The organism is Anaerostipes stercorihominis (assembly GCF_057535655.1).
Genome location: NZ_BAAJCL010000001.1, coordinates 308,845 through 329,043, shown reverse-complemented (window position 1 = coordinate 329,043; position 20,199 = coordinate 308,845). Strand labels below are relative to the sequence as shown.

The window sequence follows — 20,199 nt, the reverse complement described above, 5'->3', positions numbered from 1 at the left end:
TATGAGAGAAAATTTATACTTCTCATACTATGAATAAGATAATAGAGAAAGGAGAATTTTTATGCAAGATTACTTAAATGATTTTTTGAACCCCAAATTTGACATTGTGTCAAAAGTAGGATACCTGATAGGAGTTGAAAGGCATTGGTTTGGAGAATCAGGATTAGGTTTAGACATTGAGAAGTTTGAGGAGTTAGATACAAAAAAGGAAGCAAGGATTATCCGGAATTTATGCTTTATCCGAACCATGTTGTTTCGGAATTACATGAAAATATCAACGGCAATGACATATGACTTAAAAAATATTGATTCTTTCCCGGATCTAATACCAAATCAGACTCTAGTCCAGCTAAATGAAGATGGGATTGAAATTTGGCATTCGAACTGGCGGATAGATCAGTATCTGCTGTTTATCAATGATGAAATTCAAAAACACATTTCGGATTGCAGAGACATGTTTCCAATCTGGATCGAATGGGAGTACATAAAAGATTTATTTGTAATTCCGAAGTTAAAAAGAGAACAGCAAATTAAAGAATTTGGGAAAATATATCAAACCAATCTGTCCTGCTATCCATTTCAAATGTACATTCACTGGCAGCCAAAAGATTTGGGGAATATCTTGTACAATGATGAAAAATTTCTTGTACAGACAATTTATCCAATGCATGAAAAGGACTTTTGTGATATATCAAAAGTTCGGGATATTAGTGATCAGACGAAAAATAAAATTTATACATTTATGGAAACTGCAAAAAAGGTTGATATTGTTGTTGATTGTGAAAACGCAAATCCTTTTAAATTATATGCGATGTTTTCTTCGCTATCAGACGATGTTTTGGAGAAGATTCACAAAGTCATTTTATATAATGACGTCCATGCATCAACGGCGTGGAAGCTTTTAAACCAGTTCGTAACCGGAATTGAGCACCGCATGATCAATCGTGTGAAAGAAGACAAGTCCCTCGTAGACATCAGCCTTTGTGTTGGCACATGCAGAGAACACTATGAACAGAACGTAGATGCTTTCATCCTGGTTTCCTCTGATTCAGACTATTGGGGAATGATACAGGGGATGCCGCAATGTCAATTTCTTGTGGTAGTTGAAATGGGGCATACGAGTCCCACCATTATCAAGGCCATGGATGAAAACAAGATCTCTTATGTGTTCATTGATCAATTCTGTACTGGAAATTTAGGAAAAATGCAATCAGAAACCATTTTGTCCCAGCTCCATTCGTATCTTAAACATTATGAGATTAATATGGATGCTCTGTGTAAACAGGCGATGGAACAGACAAGGGCTCATTTATCTGATCAAGAGATGGAAAATTTGAAAAAAAGTTTTATAAAGAAATTAAAGATTGTTCCGGAGGGCGGAACGATAAAGTTCGATATCTAAAAATTTAATTAGGAGAAATGTTATGGAGAAATCAAAAAAAGATTGTGTTAACTTATATCTAACTCTTCTAAAAGAAGCAATGAAAGAAGAGGGATTGATCTTTGGAATTGCGGTAGATAAAAAAGATCCGGATGCTTCGAAACTTGTTTTTCTTGATCGAGAGGCATATTTATCAAAGCAAAAAACGGATGGTATCACCGTTGATTTAAGAGAATTAAATAAGGGGTTGATCTAAGGAGGAAGCGATATGGGAGCCAAGAAAATCTATCAATCACCAGAATTTTACGAAAAAAAGCTTTCCTGTGTCATGGAACGGCTTCAGATCTCATCTTACGAATACGACTGGACCAGAAAGACTGCATATGTAAAATTTCAATATAAAGGAGAGTGGTATCAATTTGATCATTCAGTAGAGAAAGCAAATGCTGCAGGCAAAACTCCCTTATCATATGGAACGGATGTCTTTGCGCAGCTGGTCCTTGCTTTAGAAGACTTGGCCCGTATGGTAGAGAGAGGTATTTATGATCTTTCCCGATGGATTGGAGAAATGAAATATCTGCCGCCAGATAGGGAGCTCCCGCAGTGTTTTAGAAAAATGGGGTTTATGGGAAGTGAATTACCATCACAACAGGATATTAGAGTGAGGTATCGGAACTTAGCAAAGAAGATGCATCCTGATGGCAATGGATCAGACAGATCTTTTGAAGAGCTGCGGCAGTGGAGAGAGGAGTGTCTCGAGTTCCTGAAGATGTGATATAACCTGTCATATTTTTCTAAGCGGGCTGATATAAAAATAAAAACCTGCTACACAGTTTTTGTGTAGCAGTGATATATATCTTCCCTATGTAGAATCAAAAGAAAGGATTTCCCTTTCTTTTTTTATGCGTATCTGTTTTCTCATACTATCAATAGAAAGGATTCACAGAGGAAGGGAGGCGGATGTATTGAGATCCAATGAATAGAATTTGTGTGAAACGATTAGAGGATAAACTGGACGCTAAAAAGGAGATGGAAGATGGAAGTTACATTAAGTATTGCGGGAGACTATCTTACAGAAACGGCGAGGGATTGGTTTTACAAAGAGGGAAAAACGTATGATAAATGTATTCGTTTTTTGGCAAATCGTTTTTCAGCTATAAACCAGTCAAAAGAGCAATCAATAAAACTTGCAGAAGATATTCTATTACTAAAAGCAAGAATTGAAAATTCCCGTGAGAGCGGTATCTGTCAGATAAAATATGGCTTTGATGAATACGACTTGAGGGCATATATGCCAGAAAGTATCGATAAGTCAAGCTGGCCTAAATATCTATCTGGATATATGGAATACAAGAAGAGAAACCCGAAGAATGAAAATAATTTCTATTCTTACATGAAAGAAGGAAAGGGTAATTGATATGTATAAAAGAGAAAATAAGAAGGTTTGTAAAGAATGTGGCGGCAAATGCTGTCTCGGTGGTCCCTGTACCTATAGTCCCAAAGATATCCGTCCTTTTACTGCGGAACATATCTTATCCCTTATCAGGTATAAGGGAGTCGTGCTTAGCTATGAACAGTTTGGGAGAGTTGCTTTATTACGTCCCAGAAGGGAGGGAGAGCCGGAGACGACTTACGACAAACAAACTGATGAAAAAAAATTTGGCACCTGCATTCACTTAACGAAGCAGGGATGTGAACTTCCTTATAAAGACAGACCGAAAGAAGGAAGGGCATTAAAAGTAAAGAGAGGGGGCGGCCGCGGTCGGGAACGGAGTTGCCGATATCCTGCCAATTTTCGAGAACGCCTAATCAATGAGTGGGCAAATCCAAAGTATCAGATTGTTTTGGATAATGTTCTTATAGAATTAAATCCAGAAGCCTTCGTTCGAAGGGTGCAGATAAAGGAAGAAATTAATCAAATTCCAATAAGAAAAAAGAGGTAATAGTTCCATCAAAATGACAGGAGAGTGAAGGAGAAAAATGAATTATGAAACCTATTTTTGATTTTCCAAAGACATTTGGGCTTTGTGCGAAGTGTTCTTTTCGCAAGAAAAGAATGTGTGCTGCTTATCATGAAAAGTGCCGGAAAGTGCGTGATTGTTGCTGTTATGATGTATCAGCAATAGTGCTTCGGAGGGCATTAATTAGAATGTTGAAATATTAAAACTCAGAAATAGGAGTTACGTAAGGAGGAAGTTATGAGAATTAATCAGTATCGGACAGAACTTTCAAGTGATAGGATCAATATCTTGGTGAAAGAATCTGCCTGTAATTATCCTGCAAAAGATTTAAAAAATCCAAAAGCTATTGTTCAAATGCTGAACGATGTTTTTTCCCTTCAGGATCTGGCGGAAGAATATTTGTATCTAATTGCGTTTTCCACCAAGTTGAAGCCGCTTGGGGTTTTCGAGATAAGCCATGGAGGCGTGAATGCTAGCTATTGCAGAGCAAGAAAAATTTTTATAAAGGCTTTGCTTTGTGGGGCAGCAAGTATTGTGCTTGCGCATAATCATCCCAGTGGAGATCCCTCTCCGAGCGAAGCAGATATCAAAGTAACACAACAAATCAAAGAGGCAGGAGTATTATTGGGCGTTCCTCTTGTAGATAATATAATTGTAGGAGAGTCATCCTATTACTCATTTTGTGAAGAAAATTTATGCTACTAAACACACAAAGACTTATATTGGAAATACATCATCAATACGGCCTGTAAGATTTCATCTTACGGGCTTTTCTTTGTAAACGATGGACCTCCCGTAAGACAGGACCTCTATGAGAGAAAATTAAAATTTCTCATACTATGATTGAAAGAAATTTTTTTATTAACACAATGAAAAGGAGAAAATAAAATGATAGATTTCATCGGCGGTATCATGATGCTGTTAATATTCATATGCAAAGGCGGAATAACAAAGAAAAGGGAAAAAGAAGGAGAATACTGCATTAGAGAACGTGGGTTGTTTTCTTTGGCAATCATACTCATGTTTAGCTATGGCATCATTGGAATCTACTTCTATCATCGTATGATGGTGTTGTTTGTAGTGTTGATGATAATGGTTATTTGTTTTATGATGCTCGCCGTTTCGGCCGTCCTAAAAACTTATTGGATAAGTACTGAAGGGATTAAACTTTCTCGTTTGATAAGACGCAAGACAATCCCCTTTACGGGAGTAGATAAGGTGGAAATTGAACAATATGATGACGGTATTTATTGTATATGGGTTCATTACGACAATCATTCTTTTGTGATCCATTCATTGATGAAGAACGCTCCACACTTTATAGAAACATTGAAAGAGAAAGGGGTGTCAGTTAATTATTTTAAAGAAGGAAAGAAGGTGCGATTATGAGAACAGGGAGAAAACTTGTAGCAATGATCGAAAAAATCAATGATGTAATGCCAAAAGTCACGATTGAGGACGATGATTTTGAGATTGCAGAAACGAAAGAAGGGGAGATTTGTATAGTGTATAAAAAATCAGAGGGGTACTATGCGTTGGACTAGAATCTCCCATTATGAAGAAATTTGTCAGCAGAAGGAGGAATTTTATGAAGTTTGAGACATGTAAAACTATATTAGATACTGAGAATAAAGAAGTCTTTAAGTTGGGAGATATTGTAACGGTTATCTTTCATAACGGAGGGGGATGTGGGGGTTGCAAAATAACTAAAATAACAGACACGGGTTTTCATTATACCCAAGGTGGTAGGAGCAATAAAAGTATCCAGTATAAGGATATTGCGGAGATATACTTCTAAGGCCGTAAACTACCCTGAAAAGCCGTTTTGGATGATTCCAACGGCTTTTTTTAACCGGTTCTTTTTTCATACTATGGATAGAAGCTATTCAAAGAAGAAAGGAGATATTATATGCATGTATTAACATTAAATGATGGAACAACCATCTGCCCGGGAGATTTAAAGGATGTTATCGAAATTGTAGGAGAAAAACTCAAAAAAGAGGAATTGGAGTTAGGAGAATGAAACGATGGAATTTCATAAAAAAGAATGAAACGATATGTCTTATGGGAAAACGATATGGATTTGTTATCCAGCTTTCACTCCGTGCTCCATGGTGGATTCCTCATAAGGAAATCCACCATTATGGAAACGGAAATCTATATTTATATGGTTGGGTATTCTTTTACATTGGATTTGTAAGGAAGGTGGACTTATGAAACGAAGGGAGAGGAGAACTCTATATCAAAGTCATTACTGTGCTGTAGTGGAATGCATTAATGATTTTGGAGAGGTCTGGGTCTTAGATACAGACCGCCGGGTAATTGGCAGTTACATATATCATAATCATGAAGAACTAGAGGATTTTCTTCATGAAATATCAAAGAGATGTAGAGAAAAGAACGAAGAGGCAGCGGCATCTTATTTATTAGAGAAAATGGGAGGACGTGAGACGCGTGAATTTGCAGATTTCGGTTCTCTGGAACAGATTTTTGGGAAAGACCGTGTTTACCGTATTGGAAAGAGTGCCATAATTACGGACAATTAGCGAAGGAGGCTCTAATGAGAAAGTATTGTGATAAATGTGGAAAAGAGGTTGAAACAAAAATAATAAAGCAAAAGGAGACATACGACGTCTGCGGTGAGGCCATTGAGGTGGATGCACGGGTACAGGTATGCGTGGATTGTGGAGAGGAATTCTTTTCGGAAGAACTGGATAATGCCACGCTGCTTTCTGCACGTAATGAATATCTGAGGAAACATAAGTTTCTACTTCCGGAAAAAATAACTCAAAAATATCCTTTGATAAAAGCTTTAGAAGCAATCAAGGAGACTTGTGAGAGTTATGTGAGTGATTGCACTAAATGTCCTTTATGTTTTCCATATGGGAGTTGTGCGGTCACTGATCTGAATCCAGATAATTGGAAAATCAACAAGGAATATAAGCCCTGTAAGGATTCTAAGGCATTATTGTGAGGGAAATATTGTAATTATGTCGCTGACTTTAGAGAAGACGCAGTTATGTATTGAGAAAAAAATGAAGATAATTAAGATTTATAGGAGGATGACATGGAAGAGAAGATAGACTTTTTCTATATGGTCTCTAAAGAGGCAGGATTGGCAAAAGATGAAGATGGAAATCCGTCAGAGTGTTACGTAAAGTTAGAATTTACGTTAACAAATCAAATGATTGAAAATATTGAAGCTGAAAGGGAAAAGATGAAGGATGGTGCTTTAAAGTATGCTGCCAGGTCATTTAATATACATCATTCACTTTTAACAATGGTTACTGAAGAAGAATATCAAAATGGTGTTGAATAATTGAAATGTATCATGACATGTCTTGCTTATATGCCACATTATTGGCACAACTTTAGAATTTTCCGGTATATGGGGGGATCCGAGCCAATTTCAATACAGTTTGGATGGTCCAGTAACGATGCAACGCATTGGATGTCATTGCCGGATAAACCAGAATAATTAGGAGGGCGTATGAAAAAATTGAAGTGTTGTAAATGCGGGAACAATAAAAAATTTTACCGTGATATTAGTGTTACGGCGAAATTAAGAGTAAATGCAAAAGGGGAAGATCTTAAAACAGTGTTTTCCATAAATAAGAGAATAATAGACGGGTATTATAATCCGATCTATTGCTGTGAATGTGGAGAACAAGTAAGTGAGTAAAGAGAAGAAAGAGAGGATGATGAAATGGCGGGATTGGATAATTGTTCATTGGCTCTTATTAGAGCTTTGGCGGAAAACAGAATACAGGACGCAAAAAAGGTGGCAATAGAGTGCTGCATTAATGACAATACGAAAAAAAATGAAGGAGAAGTCCGTTATTATAAAAAACTACTTGAAAATGGCAGCACATTTGAACTTCCCGTTCCCGCAAATTTAAAAGGAATGTTAGATTTGCAGGATGTTTCAGATTTTAATGAATCAAGATATTTTGTTGGAAAGCAGCAAAAGAAACTATTCTCAGAGATTGAAGTGGGAGTAAAGGTGACTGCGAAACTACTAGAATACGGGGTGCCGTATACGAACAGCACACTTATATATGGGGAACCCGGGACCGGTAAAACAGAGTTTGCGAAATATGTTGCATTTAAACTCGGGCTTCCATATGCATATGTTAATTTCTCGTATTTGATTGAATCATATATGGGAAAAACTTCACAGAATCTACAGCGTATTTTTGACTATTGCAAAGGACAGAAATGCGTATTGATGCTTGATGAAGTGGATTGTATTGGGATCGCTCGAGGAGACGACAGCGGATGTAATGGTGAACTCGGAAGAACGGTTATCTCATTAATGCAGGCATTAGACAGTCTTGTAGATGGACAAATCGTTATGGCTGCTACAAATAGACAAGATAGACTGGATAAGGCTCTGTTAAGACGATTCCAAAGACAAATGGAATTTAAAAGATATGAGAGAAAAGAACAAATTGTAATGATAAGTCAATATGTAAAGAGTATTGATGAAAATTTTCTTACAGAAGAAATGATTACATATGCAGATAATTCTCATACACAGTCAGAGACGGTTTCGTATCTTATCGAAAAAATCGCAGAAATAATAGTTTAAATAAGATTTAGAGAGGTGCCAAAATGAGCAGAATACTACCAATTTTACAATATGGCTGGGATACGAACCCCTGGACGTGGGTTGTTGAATTTAAAAGGATAGAGTTCCACGCATTTGGATTCGCATCACCAGCAAGCAAATAAAAGAGGAGGGGTACAATGACTCAATTCAGGGTAATTCAAGGAAAAGCAAGCTATAAGCTTTATCAATTATGTAAAACTGGTTGGACTGTTATCATCATGTCATTAATATGGCAGGTGCTAGAAATGATATTTTATGGTGAAATACAGAGTCGTAAAGTAGATACCATTATGATAATACTGTTCACCCCTTTTATATGGAAGTTTTTTTCTAATAAAAAAATTAAGATGCTGCCGGCTGCTGGGCGCCGGAGAAAAGAGGATGATATGGGTACGATAAGAAATCGGATGGTGATAGTCCATCATTATAATAGGAATATTATTGAGATCATGAGGAAGGATGCGATAGAACATTTTCAGAAACTTGTAATGGAAGATAATCCGGATGCCAATTATAAAGTATCAGAGTCTATGGTAAGTCCGGTGTTATCAAGTCCTATAAATTCAGAGTATTCTTTTGTTGTAATGGGTGATTGTTCAAAATTAGGATGGGAAACATCGGAAATCTTTCAAAGAGGTAGATCCGAATGGGTGAGACGTTGGAGAGAAAATGCCGATTCCTTGATTGTAGTAGATTTTGGAGAGGATTACGATCCTTTTATTGAATCAGATAATTGCATTTAAGGAGGATGAGGGATGAAAAGAGTATTGGATGCCTGCTGTGGTAGCAGAATGTTTTACTTCAATAAACAAAATCCAGAGCCGACAACAGGGAGTTGGAAACAACTCTTTGTGATGGGTGTACTCTGATGATAAAACCAGATGTGAGAATGGATTTTAGGGACATGCCATACAAAGAGGAAGTTTCGAAGGATGGATTTATAATTAAATAGAGGAGGTTTGTTGTGAAAAAATTCCACTTATCAGACATATTTACGGTGTCAAAAAAAGAAGATATCGCAGAGGTTCTTAAGGTAAGCCCAACGGCACTTGAAGAATTCGAAAAAGCATATAAGGAGAAGGTATTAGACCAAACTCCTTCAGATAACTTTTTTGAAATTAACACAAAACAAGCGGCGGAGATGAAAGAGGGAATCATTGCAGAAGAAACGAAGGCAGATCTCGATGATATCATAGCTCGTATTGTGAAAGAATTGCTACATCAAACTCCCAGCTGGTCATTTGATGGCCAACGGGTACACAGAAGAGATTGCCGTGATGATATAATGCTGGTTACAAATGAAGAGTTAATGGAGCTGCCGGAAAAACTTCGACCGGATTTCACGGGAAACCTGGCGAAAGTTGATATTGAAAAGCCTTCTTACATACAGTTGGTAGATTATTATAAAAAGTATTTAAAAGAAAATAATCCAAAAAAGAAAAAGATGTTTTATGATTATTTCAGGCAGGGTCTGGATATCCTTGATTTGGATTCGATTACTTATCAAATGATTGGGACGAATCCGAATTCTATGGGTCATTGGCTGCCACAGCTTGTTCATGCGGCTTCACGAAAAGGGTTTTTTAAAGTTCCAAAGACGACAATCATTCGTGTGCCTTTGCCCATGCTGCAATTGACGCGTTTGGAGTACATGTCGTTGACCAGAACGACTCTGGATATTGTTGATATGTTTTGTAGGGAGATCTTTAACCTGGAGGAAGATAAGGAGTATTTCATTAAAACAGGAACTTATTCTTCGAAATTTGATTTCCGGAATGCTCATGTACATGGAGTGAAGGAGGTAAGAGAATTAGGAGAATACCTATTGTTCATTCATCTTCAGGCCTGTCAGATGGCATCACCGTTAAATAATATATCTATTTACGGTGTTTCCACAACAAACGAGTGGGTTGTAAGGGAGTTCATCCGGGATAAAGAAAACAATCCTTGCATCTATAAAGGGCTTCCGCTCCATACAGAATATCGTGTATTTGTAGATCTGGATTCAAAAGAAGTATTGGGAATAAATCCATACTGGGATCCGAAGGTTATGAAACAGCGATTTGGTCATGAAGGAGATAAAGACAGTCCACATAACATGCATGATTTTGCAGTATATTCCATGCATGAAGAAACGCTTATGAAGCGGTATCATGAGAATAAGTCACAGATACTAAAACAGGTGGAGCTGTTAATAAGTGATATAGAGGGATTGTCTGGTCAGTGGTCTATAGACATAATGCAAAACGGAAAAGAGTTCTGGCTGATTGATATGGCTCTTGCTGCAACTTCTGCATTAAAGGAATGTGTTCCAGCGGGAAAAATCAAATCTTTAAGTGAGAATTGGATTCCTGCATTGGAAAAACTGAGAAACAACTGATAATGTTGCCCGGTTTTCCCGAGCAACAAAAAATGATTGACAATATTATGGAAAACATATAATTGAAATTATTTTATATTTAACTTGTTATTATAAAAAAGTCTTTAGTATTTTACTAGGGACTTTTTTAAATGTTTTTTGACTACATCACTGATTTGCATACTATATAAGAACCATATTTATTGAAGCATTGGAGAAACGAATTAATCTCAGACAGTGCTTTTTTTATGTTCAAAAGGAGGTGCATTCAGGGATGTATTTGGAATGAAAAGGATTATATTTCAATTAATCAACACAAAGCAGAACAGAGAGCTGTTAGAGAAGGTGCCAAATAGGCGCTTTCATGATCTGTCAATCGTGTATCGTTATGTTAAAGATAAAGATAAAAGAAGTATGATGATTCAGAAAACGATTGCAGATAAAATGAATCTGACAGAAGAACAGTTGTTTGAAGCAGCGGTGAAAAATACGAGACGTATCTTTCCCCGCTGATAAAAACTTTAAATGACATCATGAAGGGTTTTGCGTCAGGATCAGGAGAAGATTTTATTCCTACTACAGAACAGAAAAATGTGATATTTTTCATCGAAAACGAGGAGAACTGGAACGGAGCAGTAGTGCTGCTCTATCAAGATATCCTTCATGAGCTTACGGAAAGGCTAAATGAGGGGGATGTTTATATCCTGCCTTCATCTATCCATGAAAGTGCGACCCGTTTCGCCGCATAAATAAACAAAGGGCGAGGGTTGCAATTAGTTATTCTAGTTGTAACAACAACTTATTTTCCGAGAGGTGGAATGATTGGGTAACGCCTTGAAACGCCTCCTTTAATACTCCGAATAGCGTCTTGCTATTGCATTAGCAAGAGGTTATAAGCTCGGTGAAGTCGGCTGAGAGCCATCCTAACGTGTAATGACGAGGAAATGCGAACCAGAGGTGGTCGAGTGGATGATAGGCCGGAAGTCTATAAAGTATCTATGGCGAGAATGTTGTCTATACAGGGGCAACTGGCGAACTCTTGAATGAAAGGGTCTATAGTATCGGGTATGCAGAAATGCATATATGACGTAGCGTCAGGTAAGTGTGGGTGAGTAAAACATTCGTTATGAAAGTCCATGTAGTGTTACAGGCACTAGCAAGCTTACAGGCTCAAAGAGAGCGCCTAAGGATACATGTACAGATAGGGAAATAGGAACGGGGAAAGCTGACAACGAGTAGGGAATGCAATCCCATTGAGACGGTCTGTGGTAACACAGTTTATGTCAGTGAGAGTAGGGGCACAGTACCTATGAAGCGGTGATAATAAACCGTGGAGGGATAGCCCCAAGTCAAGTTAATTCATTAAAACTTAATATGGTAAAAAGTGTTTTGGGTTCGAGTATGACTAAGAGAAGAAATCTTCTGTAAAGGAGATGACTGACCAAACGGCAAAGAAACGAGAAAACAAGGTTTTAAGGCGTAATGAATACTACGCAATTCAAGATGTGTTTGATGGCTTATATGCCAAAAGTAAAGAAGGTGCAATATTTACTGACCTAATGTCGCTGATAGCAAGTCCGCAGAATATAGCACTTGCCTATAGACGAATTAAGCGAAATAAGGGAAGCAGAACACCTGGCACAAATATGGGTACAATTCAAAACATAGCGGAACAGGGAAATGATGTATTGGTAGATTATGTTCAGCGAAGGCTAAACAACTATAAACCGCATGCGGTAAGAAGAGTCATGATTCCCAAAGACAATGGAAAAGAAAGACCATTAGGAATACCAACCATTGAAGACCGTTTAATTCAGCAATGTATTCTACAAGTAATGGAGCCAATATGTGAAGCAAAGTTTCATAAGCATAGCTATGGCTTCAGACCAAACCGCAACACTCATCACGCAATCAGCAGATTCAGATTTCTAGCATTCACAGTTAAGTTAGAATATGTCGTAGACATCGATATAAAGGGTTTCTTTGATAATGTAGACCATGCAAAACTGCTAAAGCAGATATGGTCGCTGGGTATCCATGACAAAAATCTGATATGTGTGATTAGTAAACTTCTAAAAGCACCTATACAGGGAGAAGGGATACCCACAAAGGGAACACCGCAAGGTGGCTTATGCCTAGCTCGACATAAGGCGGGGTGATAAGCCCAGTATTGGCGAACCTGTTCCTGCACTATGTGTTCGATGATTTCATGGTAAAAGAATTTCCGACGATACCGTGGGCAAGATATGCTGATGATGGGATAGCGCACTGCGTCTCCCAGAAACAGGCGAAATACCTGCGGAGAAGGTTGGAACAGAGGTTCCAGAGTTATGGTTTGGAACTGAACCAGGAGAAGACAAGGATAGTGTACTGCAAAGACGATGACCGGAGAGGGAATCATGAGAATACTTCCTTTGATTTTCTGGGATACACATTCCGTCCAAGACATGCAAAGAACAGGTACGGGAAGTTCTTTACAAACTTCCTTCCGGCAATCAGTGAGAAAGCAAAGAAAGCCATACGCAAAGAGGTAAGAGGATGGAAACTGCAATTAAAATCGGACAAAGACCTCTACGATATAGCAAACATGTTCAACCGTCAGATACAGGGATGGATTAATTACTACACGCATTTCTATAAATCAGAAATATATGATGTGCTGAGGTACATCAATGGATGTCTGGTGAAATGGGTGCGGAGGAAGTATAAGAAGCGCAAGGCTAGACGAAAGGCGGAACACTGGCTCGGAGAGATAGCAAAGCGTGACAGGAACCTGTTTGCACACTGGAAATTTGGGATACTGCCAGCGGCTGGATGATGGGAGCCGTATGAGCTGAGAGGTTCACGTACGGTTCTGAGAGAGACTTGAGGGGAGGTTCCTCAGGTCTACTTACTTCAAGATTTTCTGCAGAAACAGGAAGGATGCGGAACGGATTAAAATAGCTGTCGAGAAGTGGCTGAAGGAAAGATTGCATCTTGAAACGAGTCCGGAAAAGAGTAAGATAACAAATCTGTGTAGGCACTATTCAGAGTTCTTAGGATTTAAACTAAAACTAGAGGAAAGACCAAAACAGAATGTAATTGTCTCTCACATGGCGGACAAATCGAAAAAGAAGGTTATAGCGAAGTTACGAAAAGCTATTTGGGATGCCCAAGGCAACGAGGACAGAGCTCGTAACCTAAACATGGTTATTCGGGGTATGCATAATTACTACTGTGTAGCTACAAGAATAAGCAATGATTTTTGGGAGATTTACTATCTACTACTCCCATCCCTAAAACACATGACACGGTCTAATGGCAAAAAAGGACCACCACTGTCAGAATTTCAAAAACGTAAGTATGCAACCTATCATGGTAAAAGATTTACTGTGGGTTCGGTGACGATAGACCCTATATTTGCGGTAAGATTTGTTATTCCGTATGGGTTCAATCAGAAAACGTGCAACTATACAGAGGAAGGAAGACAGTTAATTCATCAAAGGCTTACGCACCTAGAAGTTATCTTTAGATATTTAGCGGAACATCCGCTTGAGCATGAGTCAATAGAGCTTAATGACAATCGGATTTCGAGAGTCTCTGCTCAGAAGGGCAAATGTGCTATCACAAAGAAACAACTCACAGTGTATGATATGCGAGTCCACAAAATATATCCGAACGGTGGGGACGGTTATAGAAATATAGACATTGTATCCAGAGATGGATATGAGCTAATCCACACTAAGGATATGGGACGAGCAAAGGAATTAATTACAAAGCTGATTAGTGAAGGGTTGTGGAACGACAAAGCGCTTAAAAAGACCAATAATTATCGAATCTTAGTCGGTAATGCCATTATTGAGTAAATAGGTTTAATTTGATGGAGCGCCGTATGAGGTGAAAGTCTCACGTACGGTGTGGAGCGGGGGAAAAGGTGGAAAGTAGAGTTAGTCTTCTACTCAGACCTTACCTATCGCTATTGTTGGTTGTCCCAGCAATCAGTTTTGACCCAGGTTATTTAATACAGACGGTGCGACAAATCAATATGACAACAATCGCTCCGGAAGAAAGATTGTCTAATCAAATCTATCATTATAGTAGACAATTAAAAACACTGTTTCCTATAACCTTATAAGAACATAAAAAGCTGTCAAACCGAAAAAGAAAACAAAGAATAGAAACTTTGTTTTCTTTTTTTGTATTTATCATACTAAAATTGAAAGGAGGTTTTTATTTAAAATTGAAACAAGATAAAAAAGTTGTCATTTGTCTTTTCCTTATGAGTGTTCTTTTGCTCCCCGCTTCTGCTGTATATGCCAGTCCGGATGAAGTGTTTTCTGTTGAAGAAAGCACAACGGATGTAAGGCAAGAAAGGGTCATTCACATCAGCAAGAAAGACGTTGATGATGTGAAAAGACAGAAAGCAGAAGAAACCAGCCAGGCAAAAAAAATCAAAGCACCATCCGAAGTCAGGACAGTCGTAGATGAAAATGCCGGGAAAAGGAAAGCGGCAATCAAAAAGGAGATTGCTGAAATCAAAAAAACCAGGAAACGATATAAGGAAAGTAAGAAACTAAAAGAAACCGTAGAAACTTTTTACAAAAAAATCGGGACAGATGAAAAAAGTGTCGCTCAAGCTTTATCTGCAAAAAAGAAAACAGGAAAGGAATTAGAATCCATAGCAGAAGACGAAAGGATGAAGGAATTGCTTCTTCATTTATCAAAAGAAGTGGATGATCCTTATATTGCGGAAGTCGCGAACACCTACACTTTTCATGTGGAATTGTATGCGAAGAAGGCTGTGGAACGAGTCGAACTACTCGATCTTAAGAACTACCTTGACAAGTACCGCAGACTATCAAAAAATGATACAAGAAGTATCGCGAAGCTTCAAAAGGAAGCCTCTTCCTTGAGTGAGATACGAAGATTCAATCCGAAAAACTTGCTCATAAAGAGTAATGTAACGAAAGATGAGATGAAAAGGATTCTATCTGGCACCGAGCTTTCTGACTGTGCTCCATATTTTGTAGAATGCGAAGAGACCTATGGGGTAAATGCTCTTTTTATTGCGGGGATTGCCATTCACGAGAGCGGATGGGGAACCAGCCGCAGGGCAAGAGAGGATAACAACTTAACCGGATATGGGGTAACTTCGGATGGAGCAAAAGGCATTAATGAAAAGACAAGAAGACAGGGGCTTCTTCGGACGGCAAAATGTTTAAAGGAAAGCTATCTGACAAAAGGGGCGAAGTTTTATCATGGGACATCTGTTTCCGCAGTCAACGTAACATATTGCGTTGGAGACACCTGGGCGTCATCAGTGACAAAGGCTGGTTATGAGTTGATGGATCGCATCGGGGAGCTAAGCGGCTATCAAAAGAAATAGGAGGGAACAATGGAAAAGGTTATATACAAGTATCCCTTTTGCTTTCATGGAAAAATTCATGAATTGGGGATTGGAAGAAAGAGACATTGCATCTTCCTGGACGGACAGGAGATTCAAATGAGTCGGAAAGACGGGCAGAGATTTAGGCGTTTTCGAACCATACGTGAGGTCCCTATTTCGTTAGATGGGCGGGACCTTATCCTTGTGATTGATAAAGGAAAAGAGCAACGAGTCGATCTCATAGAGCAGGGCCGGTCCGTCATTGCAAAGGAAGATCAAAAGAAAAAAGAGAGGAAGAAGGCGGCGAGAACAATAAAGTTTTCTGCGTGCTTGCTGATGTTCGCGCTTTCAGCCGGAACCATATCGGTACCGGCAAATGAATCGGGGACAACACAAACTTCCACTGAAACGGAGGCCTCTACGCAGGTTTCCACATCCACCGAAACAGCATCAACAGAGCAAACAAAAGAAGATGTACATCCAAAAAAGAAACATCAGAAAAAACCCAAAAAGAAATCAAATAAGAAATCAAATGGGCAAAAGAAAAAGAGGGCGCAGCCCTCCAAAGTAAAGAAACTTAAGAAATCAAAAAAGAAAGAGAAGAAGGTACACATAAAGATCCGGCCGCAGATATCAACGTCTTATAAAGAAGAATCTTTGAAGATGAAGGAAAATAAAGAATACATTAAACATTATATTTATTTCAATCAGGGTGATGCAGAATGGAATCACAACGGATACGGAATTCATGCGGCGGGATGCGGTCCCACTTCCATGGCTGTATGCATTACAAATTTGACCAAAAAATGGGTGACACCTGTGGATACGACAAAATGGGCTTATGAAAATGGTTATTATTCCAGCGAGGGAAGTGTCCATTCTGCGATTTCGGCCATGGCGGCCCATTGGGGACTTGAATGCGAAAGACTTGGAAAGGAAGAACAATTGATCCGAAAATCGTTAAAGAAAGGGCACCCCGTTGTTGCCTTAATGGGTCCTGGATACTTCACATCAGGGGGACATTTTATGGTCCTGATTGACATTGATCAAAATGATAACGTAACCATCGCAGATGTTGGAAGCAGAAGGCGCAGTCAATATAAATATCCTCTAAGGGATGTAATAGGACAGTCCAAAACGGCAGATGCCGGAGGTCCATTTTGGTCTGTGTATTTAAAAAGATCATATGAAAAGGATATGAAAATACCTGCAAAACATAAAAAAAAGGTGCAAAAAAAGCAGATGGAGCGACAAAAAACGATTCAAGAGTTTTATTCCGGGATCGAGGAAAATAAGATTCTCATAGGACATAAAAGAATGGTTGGAGAGAAGCTGACTGGAACCGGAAGGTTTCTTCAAAATCGGATCTTGAATTTAGCAGAAAAACTCGGGGATAAGAAGGTCAAAGATATTGCAAACACCTATACGTTTGATTCTATGATCATTGGAGATGAGAAGGGGCTTTTAAGCAGTCCAGCCGGTTTTAACTTGAATAAATATTTAGAAAAGATGTATTAAAAAGAAAGGGAGACTCCTATTACCGTTTAAATGGGGGTCTCTTTTTTTAGGATAAAAGTAAAAAGTATGGCAAACACGAAGCACTTTTCTTTTCCTCATACTATAAGTGAAAGGATAAAACATAAAAAACATAACAAATTAGAAAGGAGGGGGATGGTAGCGAGCCATCCTAAAAAGTATGAAACAGAAAAGTATATGTATTCTCATGACGCTTATGATAGCAGTGTGTGTGTTGGCCAGTCATTTATCGGGGGTAAGGGCGGCAAACTCCGATATCATTGATACATCCAAAACAGGAAGTATCACAATTCATAAATATGATATGACTGCCGCGAGTGCAAAAGGAATCGATTTTAGCAAATTTACTTCATCAGGAAAGCAAGATGCATCAGCAGAAGAAACTCTGAAAGGTTTTGCAATCAAAGGTGTTGAATTCTCCTGTCTACGGGTGGGAGATGTGGAGCAAATAAGTGAGGACGGAAAGGTAAAACTAGTTTATGAAGTTCCTTCAGAATTGCAGACCATTTTAGGACTATCAGCATCAGATGCGGTAAAAGCATCCGGAAACAAACGCTACTTTACCAGCCAGCAGATCAATGACAAATTGGCTGAGGCATTAGCGGATAATACTGTGACAAAAGATAAATTAGAAGATTATATAGGAAAAGACGGAACGGCCATGGACCTTACGGGAGCAAATGGTGTTACAAAAAAAGATAACTTGGAGTTAGGCCTTTATCTGATCGTTGAGACAAAGGTACCGGAGGATGTCACCTATACAACCAATCCGTTCTTTGTACAGCTTCCGATGACAGATTCGGAAGGCGGTGACTGGTTTTATGATGTTATCTGTTATCCTAAAAACCAGACCGGAGTTCCGACGTTAGAGAAAAAAGTTCGAAATAACCCGGATCAGGCAAATGTCATTACGAGTAAAGAAGGGACGCTTGCAGATTTTACTTCTGCAAGAGAGGAATACGCTTATGCAGACACGGTAACTGCAAGCGAAAGTGAAACCCTTGATTATGAATTAATTTCTAAGCTTCCGCACATTACATCAAAGTCTACATACTTAACAACGTATACCTTTGATGATGTATTAAAGAAGGGAATTACATACGGAAAAGATACGGTTGTTGCCATCTATAACGATAAAAAGACAGTGGCAGCAACAAACACGAACAATGTAAACGACAGCGGAGCGCTGGCCGTATGGAAAGCATCTGACGCAGACCCAAAAATCAAAGCGGATTACGGGAAACAGCCGAGTGGGGATGCAACCATGAAGATTTCCTTTACCACATCTGGATTAGAAGAGATAAACAAAAAATATTCCGATAAATATATCGCAGTTTACTATACCGCAAAAGTAAATTCTAACGAAACAGCGGTACTTGGCGATCAGGGAAACCAAAACGACGTATCCTTAACCTGGAAGCGTACCAGCACAAGCTATTATGACATCTTAAACGATCGCTGTATCGTGTATACATACGGTCTGAATGTAACAAAGAAGTTTACAGATGGCAAGGGAGATCCTACCAAAGTAAATTTTATAGCAGAAAATACTGCAGATGGATATTTTCTTAAGGCAACGGGAAGCAATGGTGTTTACTATGTAACGGGAAAATCTGCAACGGAAGATGGGGCGGCCAAGTTCAGTCCGGCAGCGGATGGAACCCTAAAAGTTAACGGAGCAGAAGCCGATACTTATGCTTTCACAGAAACCCATTCCGATTCGGGATACAGTCTGCTAAAACAACCAGTGATTGTAAAGATCACTTCCACAAAGGCAGATATTACACCGACGCAGGCAAATATCACTGGAACTCAGAGCAAGTCAGGGAATGCATCCGGAGCGAACGACGGAAACGTACAGGGAAATGCTCTGGCAGATCAGGTGGCGATCCAAACCACCCATGCATCTGCAGTTATTGATGAAAAAGCAGCCACTATGATTGCATCTGGAGAATCAAAAAATGCACTGGTCAACATGGAGATAACAAACAGCAAGGGATTTTTATTACCCCAGACTGGCGGAAGAGGAATTTATCTCGTAACAATCGCCGGAATTATTATTGCAGCTACTGGCTGTTACATTATGAGGCATAAGAAAAAGTAGATGAAAGAGAAAAAAAAGGATAGCAAAGAGTCATCCTATCTATTTCAGAGAAGGATTTTTCCGGTATTGATCATCTGTATGGGATTGTTCCTGTGTGCTTATCCATGGATCAATAATTTCTTCTATGAAAGAAGCGCAGATTCTCTCGTAAAAAGCTATCATCAACAATCCAGAAATCTTTCTAAAGAAAAGATAGATAAACTGCTATTTCAAGCAGAAAAATATAACCGGGAGCTGTCAGTTTCAAAAGTGAAGCTGACAGACCCATTTTCTGTCAAGCAAAAGAAAAATGAGTTGAACTATAACGAAATGCTTACAACGGATGCTTCTGGCATCATGGGCGTCGTTGAGATTCCAAATATAGGCGTGAAACTGCCAATTTACCACGGAACAACACCGAGTGTTCTGGAAAAAGGAGCAGGACACTTGTTTGGAACCTCCCTGCCGATTGGAGGGAAAAGCACTCATTGTGTTTTGACTGGTCATACCGGACTTAGTTCGGCAAAAATGTTCACCGATTTGGCTGAAATAAAGAGGGGGGATCTTTTTTACCTTTCAGTGCTTTCAAAGACGCTTGCTTATCAGGTGGACCAGATTTCTGTTGTTAAACCGGAGGATACAAAAAGACTTCAGATTATCCATGGGGAGGATCACGTAACTCTCGTAACATGCACCCCATATGGAATCAATGATCATCGATTATTGATTCGGGGAACCAGAACGAAGTATGTGAGAGATCAAAATCATTTCGATATCAGAAAACAGAATTCTCAATGGATGAGGACTTATCAAAAGGCAATTGTTGCAGGTATTGTGCTCATTTCAGGATTATGGGTGGCTGGAAAGCTGATGAAAAGGCTTCGGAGGAAAGGAAGGTAGTG

At 38.9% G+C, this 20,199-nt stretch carries 23 protein-coding genes and 1 pseudogene; all 24 read left to right on the top strand.

The genetic code is table 11. The annotated features are described in order from the left end of the window. The first annotated feature begins 61 nt into the window (after positions 1 to 61). The 24 genes and pseudogenes from AC27EF_RS01650 to AC27EF_RS01535 all read left to right on the top strand — a co-directional run bounded on the left by AC27EF_RS01650 (position 62) and on the right by AC27EF_RS01535 (position 20,197). Complete coding sequence (locus tag AC27EF_RS01650) at positions 62 to 1,402, top strand: PIN domain-containing protein (RefSeq protein ID WP_487108430.1); 1,341 nt, start codon at positions 62 to 64, stop codon at positions 1,400 to 1,402. A gap of 22 nt (positions 1,403 to 1,424) precedes the next feature. Then, positions 1,425 to 1,637: a hypothetical protein gene (locus tag AC27EF_RS01645; RefSeq protein WP_487108429.1), complete on the top strand. Its 213-nt coding sequence runs from the start codon at positions 1,425 to 1,427 to the stop codon at positions 1,635 to 1,637. Between the two features lie 12 nt (positions 1,638 to 1,649). Continuing rightward, positions 1,650 to 2,156: a J domain-containing protein gene (locus AC27EF_RS01640; protein ID WP_487108428.1), complete on the top strand. Its 507-nt coding sequence runs from the start codon at positions 1,650 to 1,652 to the stop codon at positions 2,154 to 2,156. A 261-nt stretch (positions 2,157 to 2,417) separates the two neighbouring features. Beyond that, positions 2,418 to 2,798 carry a hypothetical protein gene (locus tag AC27EF_RS01635; RefSeq protein ID WP_487108427.1) on the top strand — a complete coding sequence of 127 codons (381 nt, stop codon included), beginning with the start codon at positions 2,418 to 2,420 and terminating at the stop codon, positions 2,796 to 2,798. Between the two features lies 1 nt (position 2,799). After that, positions 2,800 to 3,324: a hypothetical protein gene (locus AC27EF_RS01630; protein ID WP_487108426.1), complete on the top strand. Its 525-nt coding sequence runs from the start codon at positions 2,800 to 2,802 to the stop codon at positions 3,322 to 3,324. Positions 3,325 to 3,579: 255 nt separating this feature from the next. Beyond that, entirely contained in the window at positions 3,580 to 4,047 is a 468-nt protein-coding gene (locus tag AC27EF_RS01625; protein WP_487108425.1) for a JAB domain-containing protein, read from the top strand. A gap of 183 nt (positions 4,048 to 4,230) precedes the next feature. Beyond that, positions 4,231 to 4,731 (top strand): hypothetical protein, encoded by a 501-nt coding sequence (locus AC27EF_RS01620; protein ID WP_487108424.1) that lies wholly within the window; start codon positions 4,231 to 4,233, stop codon positions 4,729 to 4,731. Further along, positions 4,728 to 4,886, top strand: coding sequence for a hypothetical protein (locus tag AC27EF_RS01615; protein WP_487108423.1), 159 nt, complete (start codon positions 4,728 to 4,730; stop codon positions 4,884 to 4,886). Before AC27EF_RS01620 ends, AC27EF_RS01615 begins: the two co-directional genes overlap by 4 nt. Positions 4,887 to 4,930: 44 nt before the next feature. Next, a complete protein-coding gene (locus AC27EF_RS01610; RefSeq protein ID WP_487108422.1) occupies positions 4,931 to 5,140 on the top strand; it encodes a hypothetical protein in 210 nt (69 codons plus the stop codon). Positions 5,141 to 5,555: 415 nt separating this feature from the next. Continuing rightward, on the top strand, positions 5,556 to 5,888 hold the full coding sequence (locus tag AC27EF_RS01605) for a hypothetical protein (protein ID WP_487108421.1): 333 nt from the start codon (positions 5,556 to 5,558) through the stop codon (positions 5,886 to 5,888). Between the two features lie 14 nt (positions 5,889 to 5,902). Next, positions 5,903 to 6,316, top strand: a complete 414-nt coding sequence (locus AC27EF_RS01600) for a YgiT-type zinc finger protein (protein ID WP_487108420.1) — start codon at positions 5,903 to 5,905, stop codon at positions 6,314 to 6,316. Positions 6,317 to 6,409: 93 nt separating this feature from the next. Continuing rightward, complete coding sequence (locus AC27EF_RS01595; RefSeq protein ID WP_487108419.1) at positions 6,410 to 6,661, top strand: phosphoribosylformylglycinamidine synthase; 252 nt, start codon at positions 6,410 to 6,412, stop codon at positions 6,659 to 6,661. A 171-nt stretch (positions 6,662 to 6,832) separates the two neighbouring features. Beyond that, positions 6,833 to 7,024 (top strand): hypothetical protein, encoded by a 192-nt coding sequence (locus AC27EF_RS01590; RefSeq protein ID WP_487108418.1) that lies wholly within the window; start codon positions 6,833 to 6,835, stop codon positions 7,022 to 7,024. Between the two features lie 24 nt (positions 7,025 to 7,048). Next, positions 7,049 to 7,933 (top strand): AAA family ATPase, encoded by an 885-nt coding sequence (locus AC27EF_RS01585; RefSeq protein WP_487108417.1) that lies wholly within the window; start codon positions 7,049 to 7,051, stop codon positions 7,931 to 7,933. 158 nt (positions 7,934 to 8,091) lie between these two features. Beyond that, positions 8,092 to 8,697 carry a hypothetical protein gene (locus AC27EF_RS01580; RefSeq protein WP_487108416.1) on the top strand — a complete coding sequence of 202 codons (606 nt, stop codon included), beginning with the start codon at positions 8,092 to 8,094 and terminating at the stop codon, positions 8,695 to 8,697. 221 nt (positions 8,698 to 8,918) lie between these two features. Next, positions 8,919 to 10,334 carry a hypothetical protein gene (locus AC27EF_RS01575; RefSeq protein ID WP_487108415.1) on the top strand — a complete coding sequence of 472 codons (1,416 nt, stop codon included), beginning with the start codon at positions 8,919 to 8,921 and terminating at the stop codon, positions 10,332 to 10,334. Positions 10,335 to 10,598: 264 nt separating this feature from the next. Continuing rightward, a pseudogene (locus tag AC27EF_RS01570) lies at positions 10,599 to 11,062 on the top strand (DUF5688 family protein). A gap of 684 nt (positions 11,063 to 11,746) precedes the next feature. Continuing rightward, entirely contained in the window at positions 11,747 to 12,472 is a 726-nt protein-coding gene (locus AC27EF_RS01565; protein WP_487108414.1) for a reverse transcriptase domain-containing protein, read from the top strand. Then, a complete protein-coding gene (locus AC27EF_RS01560; RefSeq protein WP_487108413.1) occupies positions 12,469 to 13,131 on the top strand; it encodes a group II intron maturase-specific domain-containing protein in 663 nt (220 codons plus the stop codon). Before AC27EF_RS01565 ends, AC27EF_RS01560 begins: the two co-directional genes overlap by 4 nt. Before the next feature lie 151 nt (positions 13,132 to 13,282). Next, positions 13,283 to 14,158 (top strand): RNA-dependent RNA polymerase family protein, encoded by an 876-nt coding sequence (locus AC27EF_RS01555; RefSeq protein ID WP_487108412.1) that lies wholly within the window; start codon positions 13,283 to 13,285, stop codon positions 14,156 to 14,158. A 374-nt stretch (positions 14,159 to 14,532) separates the two neighbouring features. Next, the gene (locus AC27EF_RS01550) at positions 14,533 to 15,678 is read left to right on the top strand and encodes a glucosaminidase domain-containing protein (RefSeq protein WP_487108411.1); all 1,146 of its coding nucleotides are present in this window, start codon (positions 14,533 to 14,535) and stop codon (positions 15,676 to 15,678) included. Positions 15,679 to 15,687: 9 nt separating this feature from the next. Continuing rightward, positions 15,688 to 17,196 (top strand): C39 family peptidase, encoded by a 1,509-nt coding sequence (locus tag AC27EF_RS01545; protein WP_487108410.1) that lies wholly within the window; start codon positions 15,688 to 15,690, stop codon positions 17,194 to 17,196. A gap of 178 nt (positions 17,197 to 17,374) precedes the next feature. Next, on the top strand, positions 17,375 to 19,318 hold the full coding sequence (locus tag AC27EF_RS01540) for a SpaH/EbpB family LPXTG-anchored major pilin (RefSeq protein WP_487108409.1): 1,944 nt from the start codon (positions 17,375 to 17,377) through the stop codon (positions 19,316 to 19,318). Next, positions 19,319 to 20,197, top strand: a complete 879-nt coding sequence (locus tag AC27EF_RS01535; protein ID WP_487108408.1) for a class C sortase — start codon at positions 19,319 to 19,321, stop codon at positions 20,195 to 20,197. It abuts the gene before it with no gap. Positions 20,198 to 20,199: the final 2 nt, after the last annotated feature.